This window comes from Pseudocitrobacter sp. 73, from assembly GCF_008369545.1.
Taxonomy (GTDB): Bacteria; Pseudomonadota; Gammaproteobacteria; order Enterobacterales; family Enterobacteriaceae; genus Pseudocitrobacter; species Pseudocitrobacter vendiensis.
Map to the genome: position 1 here is coordinate 141,115 of NZ_VTZO01000005.1, position 11,245 is coordinate 152,359.

General features: G+C 53.5%; 13 protein-coding genes. 2 read left to right on the forward strand and 11 right to left on the reverse strand.

What is annotated here, in order from left to right; translation table 11 throughout:
* Positions 1-74: 74 nt before the first annotated feature.
* Positions 75-977 carry a fructokinase gene (mak, locus tag F0Q32_RS04725; RefSeq protein WP_149462167.1) on the reverse strand — a complete coding sequence of 301 codons (903 nt, stop codon included), beginning with the start codon at positions 975-977 and terminating at the stop codon, positions 75-77.
* Positions 978-1,075: 98 nt separating this feature from the next.
* Between mak and rdgC the strand changes: the two genes are divergently transcribed.
* The gene (gene rdgC, locus F0Q32_RS04730; RefSeq protein ID WP_015965633.1) at positions 1,076-1,990 is read left to right on the forward strand and encodes a recombination-associated protein RdgC; all 915 of its coding nucleotides are present in this window, start codon (positions 1,076-1,078) and stop codon (positions 1,988-1,990) included.
* A 42-nt stretch (positions 1,991-2,032) separates the two neighbouring features.
* Here rdgC and ppnP read toward each other — a convergent pair whose 3' ends face one another.
* The 5 genes from ppnP to F0Q32_RS04755 form a co-directional block, all read right to left on the reverse strand.
* Complete coding sequence (gene ppnP, locus F0Q32_RS04735; protein ID WP_015965634.1) at positions 2,033-2,317, reverse strand: pyrimidine/purine nucleoside phosphorylase; 285 nt, start codon at positions 2,315-2,317, stop codon at positions 2,033-2,035.
* A gap of 203 nt (positions 2,318-2,520) precedes the next feature.
* Entirely contained in the window at positions 2,521-3,198 is a 678-nt protein-coding gene (locus tag F0Q32_RS04740) for an AroM family protein (protein ID WP_149462168.1), read from the reverse strand.
* 248 nt (positions 3,199-3,446) lie between these two features.
* A complete protein-coding gene (locus F0Q32_RS04745; protein WP_015965636.1) occupies positions 3,447-3,638 on the reverse strand; it encodes a YaiA family protein in 192 nt (63 codons plus the stop codon).
* Between the two features lie 51 nt (positions 3,639-3,689).
* Positions 3,690-4,214: a shikimate kinase AroL gene (gene aroL / locus F0Q32_RS04750; protein ID WP_149462169.1), complete on the reverse strand. Its 525-nt coding sequence runs from the start codon at positions 4,212-4,214 to the stop codon at positions 3,690-3,692.
* A gap of 273 nt (positions 4,215-4,487) precedes the next feature.
* A complete protein-coding gene (locus tag F0Q32_RS04755) occupies positions 4,488-4,940 on the reverse strand; it encodes a YaiI/YqxD family protein (RefSeq protein ID WP_149462170.1) in 453 nt (150 codons plus the stop codon).
* Positions 4,941-5,077: 137 nt separating this feature from the next.
* Here F0Q32_RS04755 and proC point away from each other — a divergent pair, with 137 nt between their 5' ends.
* Entirely contained in the window at positions 5,078-5,887 is an 810-nt protein-coding gene (proC, locus tag F0Q32_RS04760) for a pyrroline-5-carboxylate reductase (protein ID WP_015965639.1), read from the forward strand.
* A gap of 65 nt (positions 5,888-5,952) precedes the next feature.
* Here the strand turns inward: proC and F0Q32_RS04765 are convergent, their stop codons facing one another.
* The 5 genes from F0Q32_RS04765 to idnO form a co-directional block, all read right to left on the reverse strand.
* The gene (locus tag F0Q32_RS04765; RefSeq protein WP_149462171.1) at positions 5,953-6,270 is read right to left on the reverse strand and encodes a PsiF family protein; all 318 of its coding nucleotides are present in this window, start codon (positions 6,268-6,270) and stop codon (positions 5,953-5,955) included.
* Positions 6,271-6,368: 98 nt separating this feature from the next.
* A complete protein-coding gene (phoA, locus tag F0Q32_RS04770; RefSeq protein ID WP_188016826.1) occupies positions 6,369-7,796 on the reverse strand; it encodes an alkaline phosphatase in 1,428 nt (475 codons plus the stop codon).
* Between the two features lie 100 nt (positions 7,797-7,896).
* Positions 7,897-8,889, reverse strand: coding sequence for a substrate-binding domain-containing protein (locus tag F0Q32_RS04775; RefSeq protein WP_149462173.1), 993 nt, complete (start codon positions 8,887-8,889; stop codon positions 7,897-7,899).
* Positions 8,890-8,967: 78 nt separating this feature from the next.
* Positions 8,968-10,257 carry an MFS transporter gene (locus F0Q32_RS04780; RefSeq protein ID WP_149462174.1) on the reverse strand — a complete coding sequence of 430 codons (1,290 nt, stop codon included), beginning with the start codon at positions 10,255-10,257 and terminating at the stop codon, positions 8,968-8,970.
* Positions 10,258-10,303: 46 nt separating this feature from the next.
* Positions 10,304-11,068: a gluconate 5-dehydrogenase gene (gene idnO / locus F0Q32_RS04785; RefSeq protein ID WP_149462175.1), complete on the reverse strand. Its 765-nt coding sequence runs from the start codon at positions 11,066-11,068 to the stop codon at positions 10,304-10,306.
* Between the last annotated feature and the right edge of the window lie 177 nt (positions 11,069-11,245).

An 11,245-nucleotide genomic window follows, 5' to 3' on the forward strand; every position in this document is an offset into this window, starting at 1 on the left:
GATGTTCTCCCTCTCCCTGTGGGAGAGGGCCGGGGTGAGGGCATCAGCGCGCACAATTCCCCCAAACGCATCCCCTACAACGGCCACAACCACGCCGCGCCGCGCACGCCGCTGGAATCACCGTGCACCGCTTTGCGAATCGGTGTTTCGCACTCGCGGCCAAACACCCACGGCTTCACTAACTCCGGTATCGTTCGATACAAGCGATCAACGTTACTCATCCCGCCACCCAGCACAATCACGTCCGGATCGAGAATATTTACCACGTTCGCCAGCGATTTCGCCAGGCGCTGCTCATAGCGGCTGAAGGCCTGCTCCGCCAGAGCATCGCCCTGTTCCACCAGTTGCATAATCTCCCGCCCTTTCAGCGCGTTGCCGCTCAGCCGATGATAATCCGTCGCAAAGCCGGTGCCGGAAATAAAGGTCTCAATACAGCCCTGTTTCCCGCAGTAGCACGGCACTTCCGCCCGATAGCGCAATTCGTCATCGTCCATCCACGGCAGCGAATTATGTCCCCACTCGCCCGCCGTACCGTTACCGCCGATGTGCGAACGCCCGTTAATCGCCACGCCCGCGCCGCAACCGGTGCCAATAATCACCGCAAACACCGTTTGTGCCCCCGCCGCCGCGCCGTCAATGGCTTCGGATACCGCCAGGCAATTGGCATCGTTCGCCAGACGCACTTCCCGGCTCAGACGCTCGCTGAGATCATTATCAAACGGCTGCCCGTTCAGCCACGTGGAGTTAGCGTTTTTCACCACCCCGGTGTAGGGCGAAATCGAGCCAGGAATACCTATTCCAACCGTTCCCGTTTGCCCGGTCGCCTCTTCGGCCATTGCCACCAAATGAGCAATGTTTTCAATCGTTTCACGATAGTCGCGCGGCGTCGGTAAGCGATGCCTGAACAGCTGCTCTCCCTTGTCGCTTAGCGCGATGACTTCCGTTTTTGTACCGCCCAGATCAATCCCAATACGCACAGAACGCTCCTTCTGAAATTCCCCGATTAACAATGCAAGCATAGAGACAATTCGTTATCATGCCCGCTGAATTTAACGATAAAGCCGTGGGAAATATCATGCTGTGGTTCAAAAATTTAATGGTTTATCGTCTCAGCCGCGACATTTCTTTGCGCGCCGAAGAGATGGAAAAACAGCTCGCTGAATGGACTTTCACCCCGTGCGGAAGCCAGGATATGGCGAAAACCGGTTGGGTTCCGCCGATGGGCTCGTCGCAAAGCGACGCGTTGACCCACACGGCCAACGGTCAGATTATTATTTGCGCCCGCAAAGAAGAGAAGATCCTGCCGTCTCCGGTAGTGAAACAGGCGCTGGAAGCGAAGATCCACAAGCTGGAAGCCGATCAGGGTCGTAAGCTGAAAAAAACCGAGAAAGATTCGCTGAAAGACGAAGTGCTGCACTCTCTGCTGCCGCGCGCCTTCAGCCGCTTCAGCCAGACGATGATGTGGATCGACACCGTGAACGATCTGATTATGGTTGACTGTGCCAGCGCTAAAAAAGCGGAAGACACCCTCGCCCTGCTGCGTAAAAGCCTGGGTTCACTGCCGGTTGTCCCGCTGACAATGGAAAACCCGATCGAGCTGACCCTGACCGAATGGGTGCGTTCCGGTTCGGCGGCGCAGAGCTTCCAGATCCTCGATGAAGCAGAGCTGAAAGCGATCCTCGAAGATGGCGGCGTGATCCGCGCGAAGAAACAGGATCTGGTTTGTGATGAAATTGCGGTGCATATCGAAGCTGGTAAGCTGGTGACCAAACTGGCGCTCGACTGGCAGCAGCGCATTCAGTTTGTGATGTGCGACGACGGTTCAATTAAGCGTCTGAAGTTCAGCGATGAACTGCGAGACCAGAACGAAGATATCGACAGAGAAGACTACGCCGCGCGTTTTGACGCTGACTTTATCCTGATGACCGGGGAACTGGCAGCTCTGATTAAGAGCCTGGTGGAAGGGCTTGGCGGAGAAGCACAGCGTTAATGCTTCACTACTCCTTCCTGCCGCAGCAGGAAGGAGACACTCTTACAGATAACGACAAAGATAAGACGTCGGTTCCGCCACTTCCAGATGGAACTCGCTGTTGCCGGGCACGTTGAACACTTCACCAGCGGTATACACTTGCCACTCGGTTGCACCCGGTAGCAACACATTCAGCGCGCCACTGACTACCGTCATCTCTTCCGGCTGCGCGGTGCCAAAGGTGTACTCGCCTTCCGCCATCACGCCGACGCTCGCGCGCCCGGTGCTGCTGCTGGTAAAACCAATGGATTTCACTTTTCCGTCGAAGTATTCATTGCTTTGAAGCATAAACAGGCCCTTATTGTCTTGTGTTTAATCACTCAATATAGGGGTACGGACAGAAGCCTGTCACGCGAATTTATACCCGTCATACTTCAAGTTGCCTGTGCGTTGGCTACGCTCGTTCACCCCAGTCACGTACTTATGAACGCTCCCGGGGATTCACTCCCTTGCCGCCTTCATGCAACTCGAATTATTTTGGGTATATATTGTTAAACTAATAATTCTGCTGCCAGCCTGGCGACCAGCACATTTGACAGTAAAACAGGGACATCCAGCGCTTTTTGTAACAAATCACGGTGATGCTGATGGAAGCCTAAACAGTCCAGCACCAGTACATCCGCGCCCTGCTCGATGAGTTTTCCCCCGGCGGTCACCAGTTCAAGATCGGTACCGTGAATCGGGTTTGCCAGTTCGTAATAGGGTTCAGAGGGCAGTACCTGCCACTTCTCCTGTTGTGCGCGAAGAATCTCCTCAATGGGAACGATCACGCCAACCTGATGGCCTTCTACAATCGACGCCACTAACGGTGGAATAATTCGCTGAGGCTCGATAAGCATCGCATTACGCGCCACCAGATGTTGCAGTTTAAACGTATTCATCAACAGAATGACGTCATACTGTTGATTATCCAGCACTTCAATAATGGCCTGGAGATCGCGTTCAATTTTTGAACGGGAGACTTCAGCCAGTTGGTTATCGTTAAGCAACGCCAGAATTGTTTCCTCTCCCGGTTGCGCCCCATACTCCTTCATAACCTCCTCACGACTCAGATTTCCTAACAAACTCTTATGGGTAATCTGATCTTCCCTGATGTGCTCAGTGAGTAGTGGCAACACTTCTTTGACGGGTACAACCCCTACCGTCAGAATCGCCAACGTCGTATTCATGTTATGTACCTTCTTTACAACCACTGCCTGCACACGGCTCTTCTTACCACTTGGCCACCTGGATGGATGAAAAAACACCGTTCAGAAGCGTAGCAGCTCATTTATCAGGCGAAATGTAAAGGTTCCGGATGATTCCGGCACGCTCCTGATATAACTAAACTTTAACCTTTTAATAACAGTTACGATAAGTAAAAAGTGTGATTAAGGCCCAATATAACCACTTTATTATTGGGCCTTATTGAGGGGTGTTAGCTTTTGGAAGGGTCTTCATAGCGCTGTTTGGCGTCAAGCGCGTCCTGCTTCGTAGTATGCTCACTAATCAGCGTATCGGGTGTGGGGTGGTCTGCGCGTAATTGATACCAGGTGACCGTTTGGCCGGGCTGCCCTTTTTCGACAACTTCAATACGCGCTTCGCGTGGATACGGGGGATTGGTCGGCATCGCTCTTCCTTATGTTGACTGACAGAGCGTTAAGTATAGGCAATGCCTGAATTAAGAGGCGCGAGCCAGACGCAGTTCGGTCAGAATTTGCTCAACCACGTCGTCCGGACAGGCCGATGCATCAACAATATGGTGCGCTGTCTGGCGATAGAGAGCATCGCGCTGCGCCAGGATATCCGCCACTTCTTCCGTGATCGGTTTTCCCGTTAACGTTGGGCGCTGCGATGCTTCCGGGAAGGCTTCCAGGCGGTCCGCCAGGACCGATACCGGCGCATTGAGGTAAATCACCACGCCATTCTGACGCATAAAGTCGCGATTCACTTCAGCCAGAATGATGCCGCCGCCCGTCGCCACGACCGTTGCCGGTTGGGTGACGAATTGCAGCGTTTGCGTTTCACGGGCACGAAAACCGGCCCAGCCTTCTCGCACCACAATATCGGCGACTGTCATGCCGGCACGCTGTTGCAATACTTGATCGGTATCCACAAAGTGAAAATCACAGGCATGGGTAAGCCGTTGACCTATAGTTGTTTTTCCACAACCACGCGCGCCAATCAAAAAAATAGGCTGAGTCATGACCTGGCGTTCTCCCTGGAACGATGAAGATGCGGGACGCATATCTGAATTAAGAATGATATCACCAAACTAGTACACAAGTAAGTGTAAATAAAGAGTTACAGAACTATCCAGACTCTGTAAGACAAGCACAAATATGCCTGAAAACAGTACGTGTAAAAGCGTAAAGAAAAAGTGTCACATATTGTTTAGATAAATGTACACGAAAGCAGGCTTCGTTGACAAGCGAGCAGACGGTGCAAACGGTAACACATTTTTGTGACGAAATTCACATTAAGGATGTTTTGCCGCCAGCAGCCATTTATCCAGTTCCGCCGCAAACTGTTGTCTGTCGCGCTGGCTCAACGTGCTCGGGCCGCCGGTTTGCACGCCGCTTGCGCGCAGGGTGTCCATAAAATCACGCATGGTTAAACGCTCGCGAATCGTCGCGTTACTGTAACGCTCGCCGCGCGGATTTAACGCCGCCGCGCCCTTTTCCAGCACTTCCGCCGCCAGCGGAATATCGGCAGTGATCACCAGATCGCCCGGCTCACACAAGCGCACTATTTCGTTATCGGCAACGTCAAAACCTTTTGGCACCACCATCGCCCGAATAAAACGTGATGGGGGCACGCGCAGATACTGGTTTGCCACCAGCGTCACCTGCGTTTGTGTACGATCCGCCGCGCGAAACAGTACCTCTTTGATGACGTTCGGACAGGCGTCCGCATCAACCCAAATTGTCATTACCTCTCCTGAATTTGGCAAAACGGTGGGTAATGATGACATGCCCGGCGCGTGCTGTCGCGTAATGTTCAGGTTACTCGTCGCGACAAATCGCCTATAAAGGTACACTAATAAAAAAACACACAATGGGAGACATCATGGACAAAAAGATTGGCTTCATCGGCTGCGGGAATATGGGTAAAGCAATTCTTGGCGGCCTGATTGCCAGCGGTCAGGTGCTGCCGGGCCAGATTTGGGTCTATACCCCATCGCCGGATAAAGTGGCCGCCCTGCACGATCAGTTCGGTATTAACGCCGCCGAAAGCGCGCAGGAAGTCGCCCAAGTGGCGGACATCGTCTTCGGTGCCGTGAAGCCAGGCATCATGATTAAAGTGCTGAGCGAAGTCGCTTCCAGCTTTAATAAAGATTCTTTGGTGGTCTCTATTGCCGCAGGCATCACGCTCGATCAACTGGCGCGCGCGCTGGGTCACGATCGTAAAATCGTCCGTGCGATGCCAAATACGCCGTCGCTGGTGAACGCAGGAATGACCTCCGTAACCCCCAACGCACTGGTCACGCCGGAAGATACCGCCGATGTGCTGAACATTTTCCGCTGCTTTGGCGAAGCCGAAATTATCGCCGAGCAGATGATTCATCCAGTCGTTGGCGTCAGCGGTTCCGCACCGGCGTATGTATTCATGTTTATCGAAGCGATGGCCGATGCGGCCGTTGTGGGCGGAATGCCGCGCGCGCAGGCCTATAAATTTGCCGCACAAGCGGTGATGGGTTCAGCGAAGATGGTGCTGGAAACGGGTAAGCATCCGGGTGAATTAAAAGACATGGTTTGTTCGCCTGGCGGCACAACGATTGAAGCCGTCCGCGTACTGGAAGAAAAAGGATTCCGCTCTGCCGTTATCGAAGCCATGGCAGCCTGCATGGAAAAATCAGAGAAAATGAGTAAAGCCTGATCCTCTGAATAAAAACGCCCGGCTAAATTCTACCGGGCGTATTTCTTGCCAAAAAGTCGATTGCGTTAAGCGGATTTTTTCAGACAGGCGCTCATAAATTTCTTACGGTCGTCGCCTTTTAATGACTGCTCGGTCGCTTTCGCATTACATTCACGCATTTTCTGCTGCTGAGGCGTCACACCTTTCTCTTTCGCCACATCCTGCCCTTTCAGGCACGCGCTCATGTACGTTTTGCGTTCATCACCTTTGATCGTTTTCGCCGTTGCCTGCGCATTACAGTCGCGCATGCGCTGCTGCTGCGGCGTTAATGTTTGATCTGCCGCGCCTGCGGTAGAAACAAAACAGAGACCAAAAACAAAAGCACCCAGTATTGCGAGTTTCATTGCACCATCCTTATATAAGACAATCCTTACAATTCTGAACGCTGGCGAAAATAAAACAAGCCGACGGCACTATTTAGCCGTCGGGAATACTGAAAATATTACAGACCAAGCGCGGACTTCATGGTGTAGTAAAGATCGGTCTGGTCGGTCAGGCCAACGACGTTCGCCGCATGTGGGCCGTACGCGGCGATGCGCACCTGAGTGCCGGTGTGCTCCATCGATTCCTCTTCCGAGTTGCCGTAGCTCATTACCATGACCGCGCCATCTTTGGTATTCAATGCCTGAGTCAGGCCGGGCGCTTTCGTATCCGGCGCGACAATCTGGCTGGCGTGGGCGTGGTCAGCGGTGACGATCACCAGTGTGTTGCCGTCTTTCTGTGCGAACGCCAGCGCTTTTTGTACGGCCTCGTCCAGATCGACCGTTTCACCAATTTGCCCGCACGGATTCGCCGCGTGATCCTGTTTGTCGATCGACGCGCCTTCCACCTGCAAGAAGAAGCCTTTTTCGTTGCGACTCAACAGCGTAATGGCCTTGTCGGTCATCTGCGCCAGCGTCGGCACGCTGTCATCACGTTTCGGGTTCGGCGTACAGGTTACAGCTGGTTTATCAATGTTGCCGTGATAGGACGCTTTTGGCCCTTCCCAGCGCACCGGCATGTTGCCATCAGAGAACAGCCCCAGCAGCGGTTTATCCTGATTCGCCACGGTAATGTTCGCCAGCCCGCTGGCGTCGCTTATCAGCTGATAACCACGCGCCTGTGCCTGCTCGCGCAGGGTTTTGCCCTGCCATTCGCCTGCGGTAGCGGTCTCAGCAAAGGTTTTCGCGCCGCCGCCTAAGGTGACGTCAGCGCGTGCGTTCAGCAGTTGCTCGGTAATGGAGCCTTTGCCGCCTTTTTCCAGCGCGTTAGTCGGGCATTTTTCCGTAGTCACGCTCGGACCGTAGCATTTACGCGAGGTCACGTGAGAAATCTGTGCTGCTGGAGTTGCGTCCTGCAATTCCGCGGTAGAGACGTTGCCTGTTGCAAGGCCTGCGGATTTTGCCAGCTCAAGCAGCGTTTGATGTGGCTGCTCATGGATGTCCACGCCCAGCGCGCCGTTATAGGTTTTCACGCCGGTGCTCCATGCGGTGGCCGAGGCGGCGGAGTCAGTGACGTAGTCCGGTTTCCCGGTTTTTTTATCCAGCGCGTAGTGGGTGTACTGACCGGTCAGCGGCAGCGCATCAATGCCTTTAAAGAAGCCGCCCGCGCCCAGCGCGTAGTTGCGCGCAGCGGTAATTTCGGAATCTCCCATGCCATCGCCAATCAGCAAAATAATGTTTTTCGCCGGTTTATCAATGATCGACGCACGCAGCGCCGCTGACTGGTCGCCGCTCAGGCGACGTGCGCCACCGGGCGCGGTGATATCCCCCTGCGCCGCACGACTATCAAGCGCGGGTGCAGTCAGGGTTTCTGCGTGAATAATCGGGGTTGCCAGCAAAGGTATTAATGCAATAAAGAGAGCGCTGTACTTCATTATTATCATCTCCATGAAAAAACTAAAAAAATGAAATCGCAGCGACTGTATAAAAGTATTATGACGGTCACATGACTAAATTCTTACATTTTTATCACAGGATGATTTGCACTAATTACAGCGTATCGCCGTAATAAATCTGATAGCCCACATTCACGCTTTCCGGCACATCTTTACCCGCCAGTCGTTTGAGCAGCAATTCGCTGGCCACCTGGCCAATCTCGAAGCGCGGCGTGACCACGCTGGCGACTTTTTGCAGGCGTGCCCGCCCTATTTCCAGCCCATGGAAACCCGCGATCGCCAGCTCGCCCGGCACGCTGATATTCTGCGCCTGGCACTCCAGCAGCACGCCGACCGCCAGGTCATCGTTGGTGCAGAATACCGCGTCAATATCCGGGCGCTGCTGGCGCATTTGCTGAAACATTTGACGCCCCAGTGAAACCGAAGAGATGGTTTTCGGCGCCAGGTGGTACGGCTCCAGGCCGTGCGCCGCCAGCGCATTTTGCGTGCCGCGATATCGACTGAGATCGCGCGGGTCATCCATTGAGCCAAAGAAGGCGATCTGTCGCTTGCCGCTGTCGAGAAACGCGGTGGTCATCTCCCAGGCCGCTTTTTCGTTATCAAAGCCGACCTGAATATCGAGCGGTTGCCCGGAAACGTCCATTAGCTCCGCCACCGGAATACCGCTGGCGCGCAGGTACTGCACCATTCTGTCCGTATGCTGGCGGCCGGTGAGGATCAGGCCATCGATGTTATACGAAAGCAGATTCAGCACTTCCCGCTCTTCACGACAGGGATCGTATTCGTAGTTGGCGATCAGCGTTTGGTATTGATGCGCAGAGGTCACGGACTCGATCCCCGCCAGCACATCGGCGAAGATCTGATTGCGAAACGAAGGAATCAAAACGCCGATCGTTTTACTGCGCGCATTGAGCAAAATTTCCGGCGCGCGATTGGGAATGTAGTTGTTCTCTTCCATGATTTTCGAAATCAATTCACGGCTACGCGCAGAGACCTGATTAGGGTCTCGCAGATAACGGCTGACCGTCATCTTATTCAACCCCGCCAGATTAGCGATATCCTGCAATGTCATCCGATTGTTTTTCATGAGATTCTCTGCGACAAAATGCCTGTTTTGCTCGCAGAGAACCTTATCACAGCCGGGCAGGATCTGCATCCAACCCGTTTAGCTGGCGGCCTTATTCGTTTGCAGCGTGCCGCGCGTCGTTTCGCCTGGCGCGCGCACGCAGTACATCAGTACCACCGACGCAAACAGCGCGGTCGCCATAAAGGTGTAAGACGCGCCAGGCCCGCCGGTGATGCCGTTGAGATAACCCACCAGCCACGCACCGATAAACGCGCCTAACGCGCCGAAGCTGTTGATTAACCCCATCGACACGCCCGAGACGTTGCGTGGCAGCAGTTCCGGTATCAACGCGAAGAACGGCCCGTAAGGTGCGTACATACAGGCTGCGGCAATTACCAGCAACGCATATGAGAGCCAGAACGCCTGGGTGCCCAACATCCACGAACCGAAGAACGCGACGCCCGCAATCAGTAGCAAAGGCCAGATAAACAGCTTACGGTTTTGCAGTTTATCGGAGAGCCATGAGACTACCAGCATCAGGCAAATTGCCGCCAGATAAGGCACAGCGGCCAGCCAGCCGACGGAGACAATGTCCATTTGCGCCGCATTTTTCAGAATCGACGGCATCCACATCATGAAGCCGTAGACACCGATACTCCACAGCGCATGCACGGCACACAGCATAATGACGTTACGCGAACGCATCGCTTCACCGTAGTTACGTACGGGCTTGATGGCCGTTTGTTCGCTGTCCATTGCCTGCTGAAGCGCTTGTTTTTCTTCTTCACTGAGCCAGGTGGCCTCTGACGGTTTATCGCGCACCAGCGCCCACCAGCAGAAAGCCCACAGCACCGCCGGAATGCCCTCGATGATAAACATTTCGCGCCAGCCCCAGGCCTGAATCAGGTAACCAGAGACAATCGACATCCACAGCACCGTCACCGGATTACCGAGAATCAGGAAAGTATTGGCGCGTGAACGCTCGCTTTTGGTAAACCAGTTGCTGATGTAAATAAGCATCGCGGGCATCACAGCCGCTTCGACAATACCCAGGGTAAAGCGAATCGCCATCAATGTCGGGATATTACTGACGAAACCGGTGGCTGCCGCGCAGAACCCCCATAATATCAGGCTGAAAAAAATCATTTTCCGCACGCTGCGTTTTACCGCGTACATTGCACCCGGCACCTGGAAAAAGAAATAACCAAGGAAGAACAGCGCGCCAATTAACGATGCGGTCCCTTTGGTGATCCCTAAATCATTTTCAATTCCGGCGGCGGCGGCAAAACCATAATTCGCGCGATCAAGATAAGCCAGGCTGTAGGTAATAAAAATAATCGGCATTAAATACCACCAGCGGCGAACTGGCAGTTTGCTAAGTGTTTTCATACTCAATCCTCAGACGATGAGCATCATCTATCGTTATTTTATGTTGTTACACGGCGGCTAACATTCCGCCATCGACAAACAGAATATGACCATTCACAAAATCAGAGGCAGGCGCCGCGAGATAAACTGCCGCACCAATCAGTTCCTCTGGTTTTCCCCAACGGGCTGCGGGCGTGCGCTGGTAGAGCCAGGCGGAAAAGGCTTCGTCGTCAACCAGCGCGGCGGTCATGTCGGTGGCAAAATATCCCGGCGCAATACCGTTAACCTGAATATTGTATTCCGCCAGCTCGACACACATTCCACGGGTTAGCATTTTGACCGCACCTTTTGAGGCGGCGTAAGGCGTAATCGTTTTGCGTCCTAATTCGCTTTGCATTGAGCAGATATTAATTATTTTCCCCTGCCGACGTTGCATCATATATTTCGCGACCTGCTGGGAAACCAGAAATACGGATTTTTGGTTCACGTCGATCACTTTATCCCATTCGGCTTCGGGAAATTCAGTAAACGGATAACGGCGTTGAATACCAGCGTTATTAATCAGAATATCAATTGCGCCCACCTCCTGTTCGATGTTGTCGATGGCTTTAGCCACCTCCTGCGCATGAGTGACATCAAAACCGTAACCCACTGCGCGGAATCCTTCAGCCGTCAGGGCATCCGCTGCCTGTGTAGCGCGCTGTTGGGTGATGTCATTAATCACCACCTCCGCGCCGTGCTCTGCCAGGCCGCGAGCCAGCAGCAAGCCAATCCCCTGCGCTGAACCGGTTACCAGCGCGCGTTTACCCGATAAATCAAACAAATTACCCATAAAAAAACCTCTTGCACATTAACTGTTACGCGTAACTGTATACGCGTAACAGTTGTTTTGAGAAGATCGCTTGTGGGGAAAATGATCATTTTGTGATCGGGGAGACATTTGAGTGAAACGCGGGTGAGGGAGTCGCATTTGTTGCCCCCTCACCCTAACCCTCTCCCTCAGGGAGAG

What these genes read in the sequence shown, in the direction of transcription:
- ppnP (WP_015965634.1), bottom strand. Translation starts at nt 2,317, where the DNA reads ATGCTTCAAAGCAATGAATACTTCGACGGAAAAGTGAAATCCATTGGT.
- idnO (WP_149462175.1), bottom strand. Translation starts at nt 11,068, where the DNA reads ATGGGTAATTTGTTTGATTTATCGGGTAAACGCGCGCTGGTAACCGGT.
- F0Q32_RS04780 (WP_149462174.1), bottom strand. Translation starts at nt 10,257, where the DNA reads ATGAAAACACTTAGCAAACTGCCAGTTCGCCGCTGGTGGTATTTAATG.
- phoA (WP_188016826.1), bottom strand. Translation starts at nt 7,796, where the DNA reads ATGGAGATGATAATAATGAAGTACAGCGCTCTCTTTATTGCATTAATA.
- F0Q32_RS04755 (WP_149462170.1), bottom strand. Translation starts at nt 4,940, where the DNA reads ATGACAATTTGGGTTGATGCGGACGCCTGTCCGAACGTCATCAAAGAG.
- F0Q32_RS04775 (WP_149462173.1), bottom strand. Translation starts at nt 8,889, where the DNA reads ATGAAAAACAATCGGATGACATTGCAGGATATCGCTAATCTGGCGGGG.
- aroL (WP_149462169.1), bottom strand. Translation starts at nt 4,214, where the DNA reads ATGACTCAGCCTATTTTTTTGATTGGCGCGCGTGGTTGTGGAAAAACA.
- proC (WP_015965639.1), top strand. Translation starts at nt 5,078, where the DNA reads ATGGACAAAAAGATTGGCTTCATCGGCTGCGGGAATATGGGTAAAGCA.
- rdgC (WP_015965633.1), top strand. Translation starts at nt 1,076, where the DNA reads ATGCTGTGGTTCAAAAATTTAATGGTTTATCGTCTCAGCCGCGACATT.
- F0Q32_RS04765 (WP_149462171.1), bottom strand. Translation starts at nt 6,270, where the DNA reads ATGAAACTCGCAATACTGGGTGCTTTTGTTTTTGGTCTCTGTTTTGTT.
- F0Q32_RS04740 (WP_149462168.1), bottom strand. Translation starts at nt 3,198, where the DNA reads ATGAATACGACGTTGGCGATTCTGACGGTAGGGGTTGTACCCGTCAAA.
- F0Q32_RS04745 (WP_015965636.1), bottom strand. Translation starts at nt 3,638, where the DNA reads ATGCCGACCAATCCCCCGTATCCACGCGAAGCGCGTATTGAAGTTGTC.